Source organism: Cellvibrio fontiphilus, from assembly GCF_042646205.1.
Classification (GTDB): Bacteria; Pseudomonadota; Gammaproteobacteria; order Pseudomonadales; family Cellvibrionaceae; genus Cellvibrio; species Cellvibrio fontiphilus_A.
Genome location: NZ_JBHRTF010000002.1, coordinates 658,849 through 676,874 on the forward strand (window position 1 = coordinate 658,849; position 18,026 = coordinate 676,874).

The following is an 18,026-nucleotide window of genomic DNA, read 5'->3' on the forward strand; positions in this document are numbered from 1 at the left end:
ACAAATACCAGCGGCTACAATTAGCGCACAACTAATCCTTAATAATGTTTTTCTGAAACTTCCGGTTGTGGTGATGAATAAAAATACCTTGTTATTGGCAGGCCGCCCTGTGCGCAACCTGACCCTTGCGGTGATGGCAGTGATCTCCCTGAGCGCCTGTACCCAGCAAAAGTTAGCCCAAACCCAAACTGAATTAGCGGGTGCGCGCGAGTGTCTGGTTAAACAGCAAGAGCAAAACCAGGTGATTGCCCAACAACAGGCAAGCCTGATCGAGCAGCTGCAAAAGGTGCAAACCCAACTGAGCGTGCAGCAAACCCTGCTGGAAGAACAACCCAAGGTAATTCATGCACCGGCGCAGCCCAAAATGGACTGCCCGCCGCCCCCGCCGCCAGAAAAATTCCTCAGCAGCCAACCGCCGCTGAGCGACAAACAAATTGTTGGCCTGCGCGAACAGGCCTTGATTGCCGGTTTGAATTTTGTGATGCAGGCGCGTATCAGCACCAACGTCGCCAACTCGGTGATAGATGCGCGCAATATCCAGATGTTTGAACGCAACAGCGAAGAGTGGGTGCGTTTCACCATCTACAACCCCGAAACCAAAGAGCCGCATGTACTGGAGCGCAAGCGTTTGCGTTTCCAAACGGTGCAGACCGCCACCAGCACCAACCCCGACCGCCGCCCGGTAGTGGAAATTCGCTTCACCATTGGCAAGCTCAGCCAGCGCGGTGAGTTTGTATTGGCGGATCGCAGCGATTCGGAATTCCCCATGTTGATTGGTCGCAACCTGCTGCGCGATGTGATGTTGGTCGATGTGAGCGGCAATTACCTGGCTCCGCTGCAGCGCGCTGAAGACGCCGCGCCCAAAAACTAACTTTTTAATTCCTGGCCGGTGAACCACACCGGCCCTGCAAGCCCCGCCTGTTAAGGATGTCCCCATGCAAAAACCTTCCCGTGCCCCCTTTTATACCGTGATTGGCCTGCTGATGCTGGTCGGTTTGGTCACTGCCTGGATGCGCCATGTGCAAATGGAAATTCCCTTTGTGCCGGGTGTACAAAAACCAGTGTGGTTGATCGAAGCCCGGATCGACTTTGACGCCACCGGCGAACCGGTAACGGCGCGTTTGGGCTTGCCCGATAACCCACCCGGTTACCGCAGCTTTAGCGAGCAAGCTGCCGCGCCGGGCTATGGCTATTCGGTGGTGAGTGAAAATGGTGTGCGCCGCGGTGAATGGTCCAAACGCGAGGCAGTGGGTGCCCAGACTATTTACTACAAAACCCAGTTTATGGAGGCCGAGGACGCCCAGCCCGCGGAAGTAACGGAACAACCTCTGAGTCGCTTGGTCGACTGGGACGGTTCATCGCAGGAAACTGCGGCGCAGCAAGTACTGGATACCGCCTGGTCCAAATCCAGCAATGCGCGCAGCCTCGCGCGTGAGCTAATCAAATTGCTCAACACAGAAAACCTGGATCAAAACGCCGCCCTCTTGCTTGCCGGCCAGGGCGATAAATCTGTGCTGTTGGAGAAACTACTCAATCAAGCCGGTATTCCCGCGCGCCCGGCACTGGGTTTGTATTTGGAAGATGCCCGTCGCCACCAAAACCTGACCCGTCTGGTACAGGTCTACGACGACAAAGGCTGGGTATTGTTTAACCCCACTACCGGTGAGCAGGGTGTTCCGCAAAATCTGCTGCTCTGGCATACCGGCGGTGAATCCATTCTGGATGTTGCCGGCGGCAATCGCTCGCGGGTGAGCTTCTCCATGATCCACCAAACCGTACCGGCGCTGGATCTGCTCAAGGCGCAAAACAAGGACAGCGCCTTCAGTGTACTGAGCATCCAACACCTGCCGATTGAAGAGCAGAGCATGTTTAAACTGCTGTTACTGCTGCCGATGGGCGCCTTGGTGGTGGTGTTTATGCGCATTATTATCGGCCTGAAAACCTCCGGTACTTTTATGCCGATTTTGATCGCCATGGCGTTTTTGCAGACCTCGCTGGTACTGGGTCTGGTCAGTTTTATCACCGTGGTGGCTATGGGTCTGGTGCTGCGCACTTACCTGTCGCGGCTCAACCTCTTACTGATCTCGCGGATCGCCACGCTTGTGGTGCTGGTGATTTTTATTATCTCGGTGCTGAGCCTGGTGGGTTACCAAATGGGCTTGAATACCGGCATGACCATTACTTTCTTCCCGATGATTATCATCGCCTGGACGATTGAGCGTATGTCCATCCTCTGGGAGGAAGAAGGCCCTAAAGAGGTTATGGTGCAGGGCGGCGGCAGCCTGCTGGTTGCGGTATTGGCCTACGCCTTGATGCAGTTGTCGCTGGTCGGCCACCTTACCTTTAACTTCCCCGAGCTGAATTTGGTTGCGCTCGCGCTGATTATGCTGATGGGTCAATACACCGGTTACAAACTGTCTGAACTGCGCCGTTTCCGCGCCATGGTGGATAACGCCGAGCAGGGCAAATTTATCGACTCAGCCAAAACCAACGACAGCCCAAAAAATGACAGCCCCAAGAATGACAACAATAAAGGAGCCGATGCATGAGTCAGGCACCTGCTGCGCCTAACACGGGCAAGGGCATCAAACGCTGGTGGAATTCCTGGGTCAGCCCTTGGCGCTTAAAGCGCATGGGCATACTTGGCATGAACTGCCGCAACCACGACTTTATCGCCACCTACAACCCGCGCAGTTTGTTTCCTCTGGTGGATAACAAACTCAAAACCAAACTGCTCGCGGAAGAGTACGAAGTCGCCACACCCAAGCTGTTTTTTGTGGTCAATGCCCAGCACGAAATTGCCACCATTGAAAACAAACTCATGGCGCTGGAGGCCTTTGCGGTCAAACCGGCCAAGGGTTCGGGCGGCAAGGGGATTCTGGTGATCATCGGCCGCAAGGGCGATAAGTTCATCAAATCCTCCGGGGTGGAAATCACCATTGAAGATATCCGCCGCCACATGACCAACGCCCTCGCCGGGCTGTATTCCCTGGGTGGCAAGCCGGATGTGGTGATAGTCGAGGACTTGATCCAGTTCGATGACTACTTCAAGGATTACTCCTACGAAGGTGTGCCGGATATCCGCATCATCATCTTCAAAGGCTACCCGGTGATGGCCATGTTGCGCCTCGCGACCCACAAGTCCGATGGCAAAGCCAACCTGCACCAGGGCGCCGTGGGGGTGGGGCTGGATATAGCCACCGGCCGCGCACTCAAAGCCGTGCAGCACTCCAAACCGGTCACCCATCACCCGGATACCAAACGCGCGCTCGATGAAATCCAGATCGCCGACTGGCGCAACTGGCTCTTGCTCGCCTCCAAGTGCTATGAAATGACCGGCCTGGGTTACATAGGCACCGACCTGGTATTGGACAAGGTGCGCGGCGCGCAACTGCTGGAATTAAACGCCCGCCCCGGTCTGGCGATTCAAGTCGCCAATGGTCGCGGCCTGCTGCCACGCCTGCGCCATATCGAATCCCTCAAACCGCGCATGCACCGCACCGCCGAACAGCGGGTGGATTACGTGATGAAAACCTTCACGGCAGACGGTTTGTAAGGCCTGGCAAATTTCCCGGCAAGGATGCCGTCACTGAAAAATCCCATCTAATTGGCGCGCTGTTAAAAACGGCTTTCGGCCCAAGTTTGCGCCACATCAAACTCCGCAAAAAATCCCTTGATTCATATCAAAAACCATCCCCAGCCAAAGGCGCAATCTACTCCCGAGGGCACAGTGTTTAGGTGCATTAACCTGAGATGGAGTGAAAATTATGTTTGTATCTGGCGTAGTAGCAACAGCTTCTTTGGTGGTGGTATTGGTATTGTTGTTTGTGGGTGGATTGGCACTGGCAGCGGTGGATAAACACGTTGATGCAGGGCGCCAACACTAATTGCCAACTCGCCATACTGTGGTGAAAACAACAAAAACCTGATCCCGCCAGTGATAACCTGTGTAGCCACGTTTGGCGTAAACACAGCAGCCGGAGTTTGGCATGGCGGAGTATGTTTAGTTGCTTAAAAGCCTGGGTGCCACGGCTGGTGGCACTCACCGAGCGTTTTCCCTGGGTAATTCCCCTGTTTGGTTTTAGCTCGGGGTTGGCCAGTTTTTTTCTGGTAGAGCGCAAGGAGCAGCTGGCCCAGTTTATTGCGGTCTTTATGCTGGTGAGCTGGGCTTGGCTCACCCTGGAGAAAGTATTGCGCCGCTCGGTGGCGCAGTGGTTTGGTGTGCAATTGCCGGCGCCGCTGCTGGGTTATTTCACCCAGTTGGTACATCAGGAAAGCCTGTTTTTTATTATCCCCTTTTTCTTTATCAGCACCGCCTGGAATACCGGGCAGAGTGTATTTACCAGCCTCTTGTTTATTGCTGCGCTGGTGTCGATTATCGATCCAATTTATTTCCGCTGGTTGTCCCTGCGCCGCTGGTTTTATCTGTGTTTTCACGGCATCACCCTGTTTGCGGTTTTGCTCACCGCCCTGCCGATTATTTTCCAACTGCCCACTGCCAAAACCTATGTGTGGTCACTGGCTATAGCGCTGGCCATCACCCTGCCCAGTGTTGCCGTTGAATTGCCCTGGCGCTGGTGGCAGCGGCTAGTGATTATTGGTGTAGTGGCGCTAATAACCCTGGCCATCGCCCTCAAAGTGCGCCCCTGGATGCCCCCGGCGACCCTCTGGTTAACCCAGGCAGCGGTCAGTTCGCAGATTGATAGCAACACCCGCGCACCGTTAAACCAACTGAAAATAGTCGAGCAGCAACAGCTGCAACGGGGGTTGTATGCCTATACCTCAATCCGTGCCCCGCGCGGTTTAAACGAGCGGATTTATCACGAGTGGCGACTCAATGGCCAACTGGTCGATAAGGTGCCACTGGATATCAGTGGCGGGCGCGCCGCTGGCTATCGCGCCTGGTCGCACAAAATGAATTTTCCGCAACAGCCCCTTGGGCGCTGGCAAGTCAGGGTAGTGACCGAGACTGACCAATTAATCGGCATAGTGCGCTTCCGGGTGGTTGAACAGCGGGTGGGCGATACCGGCCAGCGCCGCGCTGCTAGCTCTGCCAGCTCCTCATTGCCCGCGCTGGCTCCCGATGCGGCGATGAAAGAAAAACTAAAAGCAATAACCGAGTAATTCTGCGGCCACAACTTGCGTGCAATTAGCGTTTGAGACTATGGCTAGAGCACAAGAGTTATTTGGAGCCGGGGGCCTTGCTGCGCCTATAATGCGCGCAACGTTTAAGGTAAACCTATCCATGTCCTATTTGCCGGTTACTCACCAGACTCGCGCTTGCGATCAGGCCCCTGATCACTCGCCTGCCGCCGCCTCAGCCGCGCCATCGCCCCTGCAGCGCAGCACCAGCTTGCGCATTGCCTTGCTGGGTTATCGCAGCCATCCGCATGTGGGCGGGCAGGGGATTTATCTCCAGTATTTGAGCAAAGCATTGGTGGATTTAGGGCATGAGGTGGATGTTATTTCCGGCCCGCCTTACCCCGAATTAGATTCGCGTGTCAGGCTCATCAAGCTGCCGAGTTTGGATTTATACGCGCATCCCAACCCCACGCGTGCACTCAAATTAAAACATTGTTTATCGCTCGCGGATTTTTACGAGTGGTGGAGTAAATTAAGTGGCGCCTTTGGTGAGCCTTATTGTTTTGGCCGTCGCTTGGTGAAATATTTCAAACAACACAATCCGCACTACGACATAGTGCATGACAACCAAAGCCTCTGTTACGGTTTGCTTGCGCTGCAAAAACGCGGCGTAAATATTATCGCCACCGTGCATCACCCCATCACCCAAGACCGCGATCTCGCCCTCGCTGCCGCCACTGAAAAAGGTCAGCGTTGGTTAATTAAACGCTGGTACAGTTTTTTGGGTATGCAAAAAACTGTGGTGCAAAAACTGCAGCATGTCATCACCGTGTCGCAACAATCCCGGCGCGATATTGCGCAGGCATTTGGTCGCCCAGCAGTAGAAATTCACGTGATTCCCAACGGTGTCGATACCAACATTTTTAAACCGCTTGCAGGGATTGCGCGTATTCCGCTTAGGTTAATTACCACCGCGTCTTCTGACCAACCGCTAAAAGGTTTAAGCGTATTGCTGCGCGCCATCGCCGCGCTGCGCAGTGAATTTCCTGAACTGCAATTAGTGGTGATCGGAAAATTAAAAGAAAACGGCGAGACCCAAAAAGAATTACAAGCGTTGAACTTGCAAGAGAGTGTGCAATTTAAATCCGGCATCAGTAACAGTGAATTGGTGGAGCAATATGCTCACGCCAGCATTGCCATAGTGCCATCACTCTATGAAGGTTTTGGTTTGCCTGCAGCAGAGGCAATGGCCTGCGGTGTGCCATTAATTTGTAGCGATGGCGGTGCCTTGCCGGAAGTGGTGGGCGATGCCGCGCGCTTGGTGCGCGCCGGTAATACAGATGATTTGCAACAGGCATTACGCGATTTGTTGCTTGATAATCAAGCGCGTGAGCAATTAAGCGCAAAAGGGCGTGAGCATATCCTGCAACAATTAAGTTGGGATTGCGTAGGGAAAAAAATGGAACGTTTTTATTTCCAAGTTTTGAATCAGCAACAAGACGATCCGATTAGCAATCGTGAACTATCGGGTGAGCAAGTACAAAATGCTTACGATTAATTTTCGCGATTTTCCCTTGGCAGCGGGCGACCGCGTACTGGATCTTGGTTGTGGCGAAGGCCGCCATGTGATTAATGCTTATCTGCATGGTGATGTAGTCGCCATCGGTGTGGATTTAAACCATCGCGATTTGCTTACATCGCGTGAACGATTTGTACCCTTTGATCAAGCATCTGCCAATAAACATTTTTATTTGCAACAGGCAGATGCCACCCGTTTGCCCTTTTCCGATCACAGTTTCGATAAAATTATTTGCAGCGAAGTGCTGGAACATATTCCGGCTTACCAAAGCGTATTAGCTGAAATTCAGCGCATACTCAAACCCGGTGGCTTGCTGGCTATTACCGTGCCGCGTGCATGGCCAGAAAAAATCTGCTGGTGGTTAAGTGAGGAATATCATCAGGTAGAAGGCGGCCATATTCGTATTTTTAACGGCGAGCATTTACGCCGCGAAATTGAACAGCAGTCCTTTCAATTTTATAAACGCCACTGGGCGCACGCACTGCATTCACCCTTTTGGTGGATGAAATGTTTGTGGTGGAAAACGCAGGACACCAATCCGCTGATTAAACTTTATCACCGTTTATTGGTGTGGGATTTAATGGAAAAACCCTGGCTCACCCAAACGCTGGAAAAATTGCTGAATCCAATAATGGGAAAAAGTGTGGTGATGTATTTTAAAAAAATTGACTCCACCCTAAGCCTCCCCTTGGCAGGGGAGGAAATTACTCCTCCTGATGAAGAGAGAGTCCGAGAGAAAATTACTCCTCCCCCTTATGAAGGGGGAGGCAGGGAGGGGGTTATACAGTCAAGGGGCGGTGAGGCATGAAAAATTTATTACTCACCAAAGGCTTTTTTCCCGCGCAGTTGTTGCGCCCGACCATCAATTATATTGTGCAAACCCAATTACCCAACGGCTGCATTCCCTGGTTTGTCAATGGCAAGGCTGATCCTTGGGATCATATTGAAGCGGCCATGGGTTTAACCATTGGCGGTGAATACGCCGCCGCACGGCGCGCTTACCAATGGCTCATGCAAGAACAATTGCCCGATGGCAGTTGGTGGGCAAATTATTTGGGTGATGAAGCGGTGGATAAAAATCATCGCGAAACCAATTTCATTGCTTATATTGCCACCGGCGTTTGGCATTATTTTTTAATCACGCAGGATGTAAAATTTTTGCGCGATTGTTTTCCTGCCGTGCAAAAAGCCATCGATTTTGTATTGCGCTACCAAGCGCCGACTGGCGAAATTTATTGGGCTGTGGCGCAAGATGGCAGCGCTAAAAAAGATGCATTAGTCACAGCCTCCAGCTCCATTTATAAAAGCCTTGAATGCGCTATTTTATGTGCTGAACAATTGGGTGAGCCTGCCGCGCAATGGCGTGCGGCGCACCAAAAACTCGGCAATACCTTACGCCATCATCCAGAATGTTTTGACCGCACCTGGGAACCCAAAACCCGTTTTTCCATGGATTGGTTTTATCCCATTCTTACCGGCGTGGTGGAAGGCAAAGCGGCGCAGCAGCGCATCGATGAAAAATGGAAAACTTTTGTCGAGCCGACTATTGGTTGCCGCTGTGTGAGCGATGAACCCTGGGTGACGGTTGCCGAATCCTGTGAACTCACGCTCGCATTATTAGCGGCTGGCGAACACGCGAAAGCCGTTAATTTATTTAGCTGGCTATTTCAATTTAAAGACGAAGATGGCGGTTATTGGACTGGCTATAATTTTCGCGACGATGTTATCTGGCCGCGCGAAAAAACCACCTGGACCGCCGGTGCGATTTTATTGGCAGCCGATGCCATCACCCAGCATACCGCTGCCGCCAATCTATTTTTGCAGTCGGCCTTATCACCCATCGCTTATGCGGAACCACTCACTACAGAACACTAGTTATGCGTATTCCCCGAATTTTTACTGAACAGAATTTATTAAGCGGCGAGCTCATCCAATTGGAGGAGGCTGCATCCCATCACCTGAGCAAAGTGCTGCGTATGCAACCGGGCCGCGAATTAATTTTATTTAATGGCGCCGGCGGAGAATTTGCAGCGACCATTCACGATGTTACTAAAAAACATGTCACCGTGAGTGTTGCCGAACACAGCGTGGAAAACCGTGAATCGCCGCTGGAGTTAGAATTGGCGATTGGTATTTCACGCGGTGAACGGTTTGAATGGGTACTACAAAAAGCCACCGAGCTGGGCGTGACCAAAATTACACCCCTTATTACCGAGCGCACCGAAGTAAAAATAGGCGGCGACCGCCAGGAAAAACTGCACGACCGCTGGCAGCAAATCCTTATCAGCGCCTGCGAACAGTGCCAGCGCAATTTATTACCCGTTTTACATTCGCCCGTACAAATTTCTGACTGGCTGCCACAAGTGAAATCCGATTTACGTTTTGTACTCCATCACCGCGACAGCAAAACCCTACCGGCAGAGCAACAACCCGAAAGCGTCACACTATTAATCGGCCCCGAAGGCGGCCTAAGCGAACGCGAAATCGCCCATGCACTGGAGCAGGACTTTAACGCGCTGACCTTAGGCCCAAGAGTATTACGCACTGAAACAGCACCAGTTGCTGCGATTAGTTTGGTGCAGTATTTGTGGGGGGATTTTTAATACTTAGAAAATGAAAATATTTTTACTCACCCATGAACGCGAACTATTACGCCCCACAAACACCGGTGTGTTGGCAAAAAATGCTGCGCCGGAGATTGTAGAGCGAATAGTATGGGCGAGAAACGAACCTAACCCATTTTTGTTAGATGCAATCAATCAAGGTAATACGGTATTGCTTTACCCGGTTGATGATGCCGATGTTGCACCGATAGAATCCTTTGAAAATATCATTGTGCTGGATGCCACTTGGCAAGAAGCACGCAAAATATTTAATCGCAGCCCCTATCTAAAAAGTTTGCCCAGAGCACAAATTAACCCGCAGCAAATTTCCCGGTATCAGCTCAGACGCAATCAACCCGAGGGTGGTTTGTGTACCGCTGAGTGCGTAATGGAAATACTCAAAGCAAAAAATCACACCGATATTGCCGCGTGTTTGAATGCAGCGTTCGCGATTTTCAATTCAAAAATCTGCAATTAATGTAGGTTGGGGTGAGGCACGAACCCCAACATAACAGGCTACAACACAAACCAAATATCCAATTTTTCAATCTCTACCCAATTATTTTTAATCGCAAGTCAGTGCCCTTCAAAAATCAACGATCGATGCGTTGCAAACCCTGCTTGTGCGCCATCGCCAATCGCGAAGGTGACGCTGCCCATGGGGCGGGCAAGGTCGCCGCAGGCGAATACGCCGGGGACGGAGGTTTGTTTGAGTTCATCGGTTTTGATGTAAAAACCAATTGGGCTTTCTGCAATTTCACAACCTAAATCCTGCGCGATGCGGTTTGAAGGTTGCGTGAGTGATGCGACAAATAATCCTGTTAATTCCACCAAGCGCCCATTGGCGAGTTTCACAATAATTGATTGCTCGCCCGCTACTTCTGTCACGGTTTCTGTTTGGATAGTCACACCGCGTGCGGCGAGTTGTGCGCATTGTTCTGCGTTGGGCGTGAAGCAATTGTTGGTGAATAAGGTGGTGGGGCCCCAATCGGGAATCAGCATGGCTTGATGGAAAGACGCTTCGCTGATGGCGAGCACGCCGAGTGCGCCCTCGTTTAATTCGTAGCCGTGGCAGTAGGGACAGTGGAATACGGTTTTGCCCCAGCGGTCTTGCAAACCGGTGATGGCGGGCAGGTGGTCGCTCACACCGGTGGCGAGGATCAACCGCTTGGCGGTGAAGGTGTTGTTGCCGATTTTGTTGTCAGCGATAGTGACAGTAAAACGCTCGCCGGTTTTTTCAGCGGAATCGACCAAGCCTTGTAACCATGTCAGGTTGGGGTACTCCAGCAACTGCGCTTTGGCTTCTTCGGCGATGGCGCTGGGCGATTTGCCATCTTGCCCGAGCAAGCCGTGCGAGTGGGATGCAAAACGGTTGCGGCGCACACCGCCATCAATCACCAACACACGGCGGCGGCCGCGCGCGAGTTGCAGTGCCGCGGCCATACCGGCGTAGCTACCGCCAATCACAATCACATCGTAAGTGGTTTGCATGCGGTTACCTCACTCTGCATCTGCCGCGTCATCAGCGGGAAAAAGGGAATGTTCATGGGTGCCGGAAAACCCGCGCGCTTGCATACGCTGGTGGAAATCGGCGCTGAGTTGGGCGAGGGTAACGGTGCGGAAGCGCGCCAGCAGCAGCGCTTCGGCCTCGGCAAAAGCGTTGTTGAGCGCGTTGTTGACGGCCTCTTCCACCAAGCATCCGGGCGATTCGGTGCGGTTGCCCATCGCCAGTAATGTCGGCTCGTCCAGCGCTTGGTAGATGTCGTGCAGGGTGATGGTGTCTAGCTCGCGGCAGAGTTTCCAACCGCCGCCGTGGCCTTTTTCCGAGCAGACCAGTTGATGCTCACGCAGCCCGGCGAGCACCCGGCGGATCACCACCGGGTTGGTCTTCATCATCTTCGCCAGCGCGTCCGAGGTCATGGGCGTACCCACCTCGGCCATATGCAGGAGGACGTGCAGCACGCCCGAGAGTCTGGAATCGCGTTTCATGTATCACCTCTTATTCGCCGGATGTTACGGCGGAATTTCACGTAACTAAATCAGTTACGTGAAAAGGTAATCCATAAAATCGACTTATGCAACTTTTATTGTTACGTGATTGGGGTGTGTGTTTGATGGGGATAGTTAAAGGCTGGTCTTGGTGGTAGTGTGATTTTTATTGTTCAGAACCCTTAGGTTCCCGTGCAACTGTTCCAATTAGGCATTGGGTGATCAAAAAGACCTTTTTTGGGTTCTATATCCCGCTGCATTTTTATCAGTTTTCCATTCTCATCAACTTTGACGCATGCATACAATATTTCTGAGCCATTTTCCTTGTAAGAAAAATACACAGTAGCAAATAAGTTTCCATTCACTTCACTAACCTGTAGTTGACGATAAGGTGAAAGCTCTAATTGACCTAAATCAGAATATTTTAGTTTGATGTGTTGCAGTGAACTAAAAATCACTGCAGTTTTATCAAACGAAAACAACTCACCAGCAAACAATGGTTGAGAGGCTGCAATGATTGCCACTGATAATAGTTTCTTCATATTTTTTCCTTAAAACTGAATTGTATGGTGCTAGCCTTAGTGGGTTTAGATTTTTTTGAGCTAAAAACGCTTAGTTTGTTTGCCAATATAGTAGGCAGCAACTATGCAGAGTACGCCGAGCAAAATTATCGGAAATCCCTCTGCCAGCCCAGCACGAAATAAGCCTTTAATGATAATCACTGTTCCGATTACATAAAGCCATAAAACAAATCCATTTATTTTATTCATAATTCAATTTTGTTGTTTATTTGCAGAAGTGGAAGTTAGTATTTAAGTGGGTTGGGAAGTAATGCAAATATTTTTTAATTGGATGAAATTATTTGGCATGGCCACCCAACCTAAGAGTTAGCCTTAATCAAATTACTTATATAAAGAAGTTCCTCTATTACCGCTCTGTAATCAAGTCTTACAACTCGAATATCATCTTTCCTGCAATTATATTTAACTCGATGAGCAGAAAGGTTGCCAAGCTCTCGAAATTTATCTATATCTTTTTTTACATCATTTGATATTTTTATTTCGACCCTTGATATAGCTGTGTTTATTAATGTCTTTAAATTTTTAAAGTTGCCATCATCATCTTTAACTGAGTCAGAAATTCCTGCTGATTCAAAGCAATGAATTAATAAAACCTCTAACAGTCTTCTCATCATCAATGAACAGGCATCAAATAAATTATTCTCGTAAGATGAATTTATTTGCTGCGCAAGTTTTATCAGGTAAGGCCTCTTAGTTTCTTTTAGGAGAATTTCAGGAAGAACTGAATCATCTGAAACAATTTCCTCTGATTCAGATATATCAGGAATTATAACTCTCAGTTCTGAAAGCTTTTTGGCGGATAGTTTAAAAAAACCTTGCTTGCTGCCCTTAATAAAAGATGATGATTTAGTAATATTGTTTTTTAAACGAGCTTGATTTGGCTTTGCAAAACCCAACGCAAACATAATCGAGGAAATATCACTTACAGTGAATTCCTGTTCGCCATTGTTTTGGTGTAGAAAATACGCAAGAAAAACAACCTTATCTATCTCTGTCTTTTCAACTAATTCATACTTTTGAGAAAAAAGTTCTAATTTCATGATCCGCTAACTGGAAGTTGGTCTGATACAAAAATTTCGCCTGATCTAGTTAAGTTCCACAGATTCTTATCTTCAGCATCCATCTCAAATAAATCACGCTCATTTTTTTCATTAATCATGATTTGTCTTAAGTGACCTGGCCTTTTTAGATTGAGCATCTTATATGCGTATTCTATCTGCCCTAGAGTGAAACCTTTATTGCCAAGAATTTCTGTTATGTAATAGCCAATGACAACAATTAAATTTCCATTTTTAGTGCCGGGCTTCTTTTCATCCATAAAAGCTTGTAGCGATATAGTTGTGTCATTACCATGCACGTCGAATCTCTCAGCAGGAACTTTAGGCGCTATCTTTTTACTGCTTGCTGTCTTTTTAGCAGGTGATTTCTTTTTGTTTTCTGTAGGCTGATGTTCTGATGTATTTTTCGAATCAATATTCATATCAGAATCGGTTGATTTTATATGTGCAGATGACAACAATATTTTAAACTCATCAAGATATTGTCCTACAAATTTCTCAGACCCTTCTAGTTCTATAAGCCCTTCTTTGAGGTTGATTTTTACTCTCGTGGACTCACTCATTTATTACTCCTTTATTTATTGCAAAGTGTACAGCTAACGTTAAGTTCGATGGCAGTTTGTAAACTGTGAGGTTGTGTATTACTTTCATCCTTTCGTTATTCATATGCATTTCATATCCCCACAATACACCAAGTTTCCACTATAGCTAAAGTTTTGCAAAATACATCACATTACAGCGCTACTTAAAGGGATTACTAATCGTGAGGTCGTTGATTGTTTGCGCGTGTTGCATATCTTCTGAAAGCAGCAGATTACAGCCGCTTTCACTCGCGGCGGCGATGATGAGGGAATCGTAAAAGCTGTAACCGTAATTTGCGGCAATTGTGAGTGCGCGGTTGTGTGTGGGTACATCTAATGGGACTATTTCGGCGAGGCTTTGGATGGCGTTGCTGAGTGCGTGAATTTCTTGCCAGTCGAGTTTGGCTTTTTTGCGGGCGACGTTGGTGAATTCGTTTAGCACTTGGGTGCTGATCACGCAGCCGGATTGCAGGAGTTTGAGGGCGGTTTGTTGTTTTTGGCTGTCGTCCAAGAGTGCGTACACCAGAATGTTGGTGTCTACAAAAATCCTATCTTTCATTCGCCTCATCCCGGTTGAATTTAAAATCCTTGTTTAAGCGGCCTTTGAAACTGGCGATGGTTTCCAAGGCTTTGGTTTTGCTGTCGTCTTTGGTTACGGCAAAGCCATCGCTGGAAGGCAGAATTTGTACCTCATCGCCTTCTTTCAGCGCGAGCGCTTTAGCGATGTTGGCGGGTATGCGGATGGCGAGGCTGTTGCCCCATTTGGCGATTTGCATGAGTTACCACCTTTAAACTTCATGTAGATACATTTTTTCAATGTATATCATTGATTGAAATTTGTGCAAGGGGTTTGTGGTGTAGAGGTGATGGATATGTTGGGGTTAGCAGGCTCAGCCTGCGCGACCCGCGCCAACCTAGGGTTAATCATCCCGCGTGAGGACTTCCAGTAATTCGATTTCAAAGATGAGATTGGAATTGGGTTTGATGTGTGCGCCGATCTGGCGGTCGCCGTAGGCGAGGTGGGCGGGGACGTGGAGTTTGCGTTTGCCGCCGACTTGCATGCCCATCAGGCCTTGATCCCAGCCTTTGATCACGCGGCCGGTGCCGATGACGCATTGGAAGGGTTTGCCTTTGCGGTGGGAGGAATCGAATTCGGTGCCGTCTTCTAGCCAGCCGGTGTAGTGGGTGGTGATGAGTGCGCCTTTGACGACGGTTTTGCCGTCGCCAAGATGCAGGTCTTCAATAATCAGGTCGTTCATAACGCGGAGCACCAATAACAAATAAGTGAGAGTGAAATAAGTAGAGAAGAAACATAAGTGGTGAAAGAAACCGGTTCAAATTGCCTTAAGTATTCGATTGCACTGGGTATAAATGACCTTCTGTATCCGTTCCAAAGCCTTGTATTCACCGTATTGGGCTTCGAAGGCTTCACGAACGGGTTGGTGGGAATCCAATAGCTTTGTGGCAGTCTGTTTGATCAAGCCATTTACATAGCGCTTGGCGAGACCACAATCGCTTGCCAAAGAGTCCCAATGCGCACCGGTAATCAGGCTTGGATTGCGCTCACCACCTACCGAAAAGGCAAGATTCTCGTCTATCCGCTCAATAGCGCGGGTGCAAATCAAATCGTAAAAGGGCGCTAGCCTGATCACTCCTCCTGGCAAGTACAACAGCGATAGGTTTTTGGCGTGACCATCAGAGTTCCCCGCCAAAACGTTGAATATCTGCCAGCGGATCAGCCGATCCCTATCTTCTGCAGGGGTCGTCGTTTTATCGGCCAACAACTTCATACACTCAGCAAAGGAGGCTCCTCCATCTTCTTGATATTTTTTTTGGTAGCCATAGCCCAACGCCTGACAGAAATCCTCTTGGTGGTAACGGGTAATTTGACCGCTTGGCTGCAGGGCGCGGTCGTAACGCACTATCTCTGCAAAAGTCGCTTTTTCCACGCGCCGCAAATGTATGTCGGCTACTTCCAAACCGATGGCTGCTGCTAATTGCATTGTGTAGGTTTCGTAGGCTGGCAAGTGCCGGTAATCAGTTACTTCAAACTTGAGTATGTGGCTTGAGGGCGATTCGCTTTTGGGTAGCCAGTAGGTATTGTCTTTGAGCAACACCGGGCATTTGTTTTGCGCGCCCGCTAATGACAAACGTGGGCGGTCGTGCCCTTTCCACGTGGCGGGTTGCCCTTTGCGCTTCACCAGATTGGCAAGTTCGGTAGCGTCTAAAGGAAGGTATTCGGCAGTGGATGAAGGTATATAGACATCGGGTAGTAGCGATAAAGCACCAGCACATTCCCCGCCTATCGCTTTCAGTAAATCAAAATCGTTATCGCCGATTTTCAGGTCACGGGCTAATTGATTGCGTGCGTTACCTTCGGGCAATAAGTTGGCAAAAAAGCGGTGTGCAATCCCGTCTTCCGGTGCATAGTCCTCAGATCTCAATGGCAGGCTTACCGATAGTGCAAAACTCTCCTTGGATGCTAACCATTCCGTATCGTAGTTAAACCCGATTTGCCCAATTGCATTGCGCCACAGGAATCCGACAAAGGCTTGTCCGCACCACACTTTCAGGCTATCAGGGTCGATCATCTTAGCTATCCTTTCTTTCTTGTTTCGGGGCATTCCCTTGTTTTACAGATGCCATGCCAAATGTATGAAGCGCAGTGTTTCGCGGCTGGATGATAACCTCTAAACCCAGCGTTCGCAGGGTTTGCAGCACTTTGCCCAATTCCGCCGTATCCTTGCCGCGCTCAAACTCTGACAGGAATTTAGTGCTCAAATTGCCCACACCTGATATCTGCTCAAGCGTAAGGTCTCTATCTTTCCGATGAGCGCGCACCAGCGCACCAATGTCTGTCGCTGTGCGAACTACGCCATATTGAATTACGTTGTACATTTAGGAATGCCTATTTTTTACCGTTCGGTAAAAAATACGCCGAATATCGATTGTGAGCAATGCTTTTTTACCGAACGGTAAAAAAGAGTGTTTTTTGAGAGTTTTGAAGGTAAATTTTTACCGAGCGGTAAAATTTTTAGGAGCGCCCGCGAGATTTATCGGCTCGCGGGTTGTTTAAAAAAAGCTTAATTATCCAAATGCAAATATTCCAAAAAGGCGCGCTCCATGGCTTCCACATTGGGGATTACCGCTTCTTCGCCGGCCCAGCTGACGTGCATTAGCTCGAAGGGTTTGTTGTCGGCGTCTTCGCGCTCGGTGATTTCCTCTTCAGTGACACGCGCCAAACGCGGCAGGCCTTGGGTGAGTATGGCGATAAAGGGCAGGGATTCATTGACGCCGGTGGTGTTGATTACCGCAAAACGCGAGCGCGGCACTACGCCGGGTTTTTCTTCGCCATTCATCACTTCAAACGAGAGCAGGGGGATGGTTTGCTCGCGCCAGGCGCAGTTGCCCAGATACCAGGCCGGGGCATTTTCCACCGGTACTACCTGGGAGACGGGCACAATTTCGGCGATGGTAACGTTGGGCGCAAGTAGCATACGGCCTTGCAGGGGAATCAGCAGGCTGGCGACTTCTTCGATTTTTTTCTCTATGCGTTGTGGCGCTCTCATGAAAACTGTGTCCTGCAGTCGGTTGTTCTGGGTCGGTTCTGTAATTCGTTACTACTGGTGCACTGGTTGTTAGTGACGTGAATTTACCAGGGCTTTGGCCAGATATTCAGGTGTTCCGATGAGGCTGACACAACCTGTAGCCAAAGCCGCGACCGGCATTGAGTCGCTGGTGCAATCATCGGGGCTCTGCACCCAGACTTTGCCGCCAACCTGTTTGATCAGGCGGCAACTGGCGGCGCCATCGTCACCCATGCCGGTAAAAATAATCATGTTGCAGCGCGCGCGGAAAATACGCGCGGCGTTGGCGGCCACCTGGTCTATCGCGGGCGCATAACTGCCTTTCCAGTGCTGGCCGTAATTCACCATCAGGGTGCCGTTGTCCAATAGCTCGACCGGATCTTTGGCGGTGATCAGCGTCAGGCTATTGGCTGCCAGCACCAAACCTTGTGTTGCTACCATCGCCGGGTAGTGGCCGGCGTTGCTCATCATCCGGTTCAGGGTGACGGCCTGTTGGGCATCAATATGTTGTACGTACAAAAAGGCTACGCCTAAATCGCCGGGCAATTCGGCGAGGAAGCGTTTTACCGCCGCTGGCCCGCCGGTGGAGGCTGCTAGAATCCACAGTTCGCTTGCCGGTGTGCTCTGCTGCAGGTTGATATCACCGCGCAAGCGCTGCAAACGCATGCTGGTGCGGCGCAACCAGTCACTGTGTTCTTGCGAGCCGGCGTTGAATTCGCTGCTGTCGCTGAGAATCACCGGAATCCGGCTCTGGGCAAACAAGCTGTCCAGCAACTGCCCACCCTGGTTCTCTTCGGCTATATCCACCAGCCAGGCATCCAACTCGCTGTCTGTTGCGGGCCGGGTTTCGCCGCCGATCAGCAAGCACAGGCCAACCTTGTGCCCCGCCTGTGCGACCAGTTGCGCCAAGGCTTTTTGTTTGGCGGCGTTGTCCACCACTAACCCCAGGCGCAACATGGCCTTGCT

At 50.1% G+C, this 18,026-nt stretch carries 22 protein-coding genes; 10 read left to right on the forward strand and 12 right to left on the reverse strand.

Going from position 1 to position 18,026, the window contains the following annotated elements; translation table 11 throughout:
- The first annotated feature begins 73 nt into the window (after window positions 1–73).
- The 10 genes from ACFODX_RS04675 (at window position 74) to ACFODX_RS04720 (ending at window position 9,742) form a co-directional block, all read left to right on the forward strand.
- Entirely contained in the window at window positions 74–871 is a 798-nt protein-coding gene (locus ACFODX_RS04675) for an ATP-dependent zinc protease family protein (RefSeq protein WP_378116553.1), read from the forward strand.
- Between the two features lie 64 nt (window positions 872–935).
- Window positions 936–2,549, forward strand: a complete 1,614-nt coding sequence (locus ACFODX_RS04680; protein ID WP_378116555.1) for a UUP1 family membrane protein — start codon at window positions 936–938, stop codon at window positions 2,547–2,549.
- Window positions 2,546–3,556: an alpha-L-glutamate ligase-like protein gene (locus tag ACFODX_RS04685; RefSeq protein WP_378116557.1), complete on the forward strand. Its 1,011-nt coding sequence runs from the start codon at window positions 2,546–2,548 to the stop codon at window positions 3,554–3,556. The genes ACFODX_RS04680 and ACFODX_RS04685 overlap by 4 nt, the downstream gene beginning before the upstream one ends.
- Before the next feature lie 202 nt (window positions 3,557–3,758).
- Complete coding sequence (locus tag ACFODX_RS04690) at window positions 3,759–3,887, forward strand: hypothetical protein (protein WP_378116559.1); 129 nt, start codon at window positions 3,759–3,761, stop codon at window positions 3,885–3,887.
- A gap of 112 nt (window positions 3,888–3,999) precedes the next feature.
- Window positions 4,000–5,124: a DUF5924 family protein gene (locus ACFODX_RS04695; protein ID WP_378116560.1), complete on the forward strand. Its 1,125-nt coding sequence runs from the start codon at window positions 4,000–4,002 to the stop codon at window positions 5,122–5,124.
- A 121-nt stretch (window positions 5,125–5,245) separates the two neighbouring features.
- Window positions 5,246–6,640 carry a glycosyltransferase family 4 protein gene (locus ACFODX_RS04700; RefSeq protein ID WP_378116563.1) on the forward strand — a complete coding sequence of 465 codons (1,395 nt, stop codon included), beginning with the start codon at window positions 5,246–5,248 and terminating at the stop codon, window positions 6,638–6,640.
- Window positions 6,627–7,469 carry a class I SAM-dependent methyltransferase gene (locus ACFODX_RS04705; RefSeq protein WP_378116565.1) on the forward strand — a complete coding sequence of 281 codons (843 nt, stop codon included), beginning with the start codon at window positions 6,627–6,629 and terminating at the stop codon, window positions 7,467–7,469. The genes ACFODX_RS04700 and ACFODX_RS04705 overlap by 14 nt, the downstream gene beginning before the upstream one ends.
- Window positions 7,466–8,536 (forward strand): prenyltransferase, encoded by a 1,071-nt coding sequence (locus ACFODX_RS04710; RefSeq protein WP_378116567.1) that lies wholly within the window; start codon window positions 7,466–7,468, stop codon window positions 8,534–8,536. The genes ACFODX_RS04705 and ACFODX_RS04710 overlap by 4 nt, the downstream gene beginning before the upstream one ends.
- A 2-nt stretch (window positions 8,537–8,538) precedes the next feature.
- Window positions 8,539–9,264: a 16S rRNA (uracil(1498)-N(3))-methyltransferase gene (locus tag ACFODX_RS04715; RefSeq protein ID WP_378116569.1), complete on the forward strand. Its 726-nt coding sequence runs from the start codon at window positions 8,539–8,541 to the stop codon at window positions 9,262–9,264.
- Window positions 9,265–9,274: 10 nt separating this feature from the next.
- Window positions 9,275–9,742 (forward strand): DTW domain-containing protein, encoded by a 468-nt coding sequence (locus ACFODX_RS04720; protein ID WP_378116571.1) that lies wholly within the window; start codon window positions 9,275–9,277, stop codon window positions 9,740–9,742.
- 98 nt (window positions 9,743–9,840) lie between these two features.
- On the opposite strand, the gene ACFODX_RS04725 is transcribed toward ACFODX_RS04720, so the two are convergent.
- The 12 genes from ACFODX_RS04725 to ACFODX_RS04780 all read right to left on the reverse strand — a co-directional run bounded on the left by ACFODX_RS04725 (window position 9,841) and on the right by ACFODX_RS04780 (window position 18,017).
- A complete protein-coding gene (locus ACFODX_RS04725) occupies window positions 9,841–10,755 on the reverse strand; it encodes an NAD(P)/FAD-dependent oxidoreductase (RefSeq protein ID WP_378116573.1) in 915 nt (304 codons plus the stop codon).
- Between the two features lie 9 nt (window positions 10,756–10,764).
- A complete protein-coding gene (locus ACFODX_RS04730) occupies window positions 10,765–11,253 on the reverse strand; it encodes an Rrf2 family transcriptional regulator (protein ID WP_331345021.1) in 489 nt (162 codons plus the stop codon).
- A 182-nt stretch (window positions 11,254–11,435) separates the two neighbouring features.
- Window positions 11,436–11,795: a hypothetical protein gene (locus ACFODX_RS04735; RefSeq protein WP_378116575.1), complete on the reverse strand. Its 360-nt coding sequence runs from the start codon at window positions 11,793–11,795 to the stop codon at window positions 11,436–11,438.
- A 338-nt stretch (window positions 11,796–12,133) separates the two neighbouring features.
- Window positions 12,134–12,874, reverse strand: a complete 741-nt coding sequence (locus ACFODX_RS04740) for a hypothetical protein (RefSeq protein WP_378116577.1) — start codon at window positions 12,872–12,874, stop codon at window positions 12,134–12,136.
- Window positions 12,871–13,455, reverse strand: coding sequence for a hypothetical protein (locus ACFODX_RS04745; RefSeq protein ID WP_378116579.1), 585 nt, complete (start codon window positions 13,453–13,455; stop codon window positions 12,871–12,873). Before ACFODX_RS04745 ends, ACFODX_RS04740 begins: the two co-directional genes overlap by 4 nt.
- Before the next feature lie 178 nt (window positions 13,456–13,633).
- Window positions 13,634–14,032: a PIN domain-containing protein gene (locus ACFODX_RS04750; protein ID WP_378116581.1), complete on the reverse strand. Its 399-nt coding sequence runs from the start codon at window positions 14,030–14,032 to the stop codon at window positions 13,634–13,636.
- Window positions 14,022–14,249, reverse strand: coding sequence for an AbrB/MazE/SpoVT family DNA-binding domain-containing protein (locus tag ACFODX_RS04755; RefSeq protein WP_378116583.1), 228 nt, complete (start codon window positions 14,247–14,249; stop codon window positions 14,022–14,024). Before ACFODX_RS04755 ends, ACFODX_RS04750 begins: the two co-directional genes overlap by 11 nt.
- Before the next feature lie 144 nt (window positions 14,250–14,393).
- On the reverse strand, window positions 14,394–14,732 hold the full coding sequence (locus tag ACFODX_RS04760) for an FKBP-type peptidyl-prolyl cis-trans isomerase (RefSeq protein ID WP_378116585.1): 339 nt from the start codon (window positions 14,730–14,732) through the stop codon (window positions 14,394–14,396).
- Between the two features lie 75 nt (window positions 14,733–14,807).
- On the reverse strand, window positions 14,808–16,064 hold the full coding sequence (locus ACFODX_RS04765; RefSeq protein WP_378116587.1) for a type II toxin-antitoxin system HipA family toxin: 1,257 nt from the start codon (window positions 16,062–16,064) through the stop codon (window positions 14,808–14,810).
- A gap of 1 nt (window position 16,065) precedes the next feature.
- Window positions 16,066–16,371 (reverse strand): hypothetical protein, encoded by a 306-nt coding sequence (locus ACFODX_RS04770; RefSeq protein ID WP_378116589.1) that lies wholly within the window; start codon window positions 16,369–16,371, stop codon window positions 16,066–16,068.
- Between the two features lie 185 nt (window positions 16,372–16,556).
- Complete coding sequence (locus ACFODX_RS04775) at window positions 16,557–17,042, reverse strand: chemotaxis protein CheW (RefSeq protein ID WP_378116591.1); 486 nt, start codon at window positions 17,040–17,042, stop codon at window positions 16,557–16,559.
- A 69-nt stretch (window positions 17,043–17,111) separates the two neighbouring features.
- Window positions 17,112–18,017: a chemotaxis protein CheB gene (locus tag ACFODX_RS04780; RefSeq protein WP_378116593.1), complete on the reverse strand. Its 906-nt coding sequence runs from the start codon at window positions 18,015–18,017 to the stop codon at window positions 17,112–17,114.
- Between the last annotated feature and the right edge of the window lie 9 nt (window positions 18,018–18,026).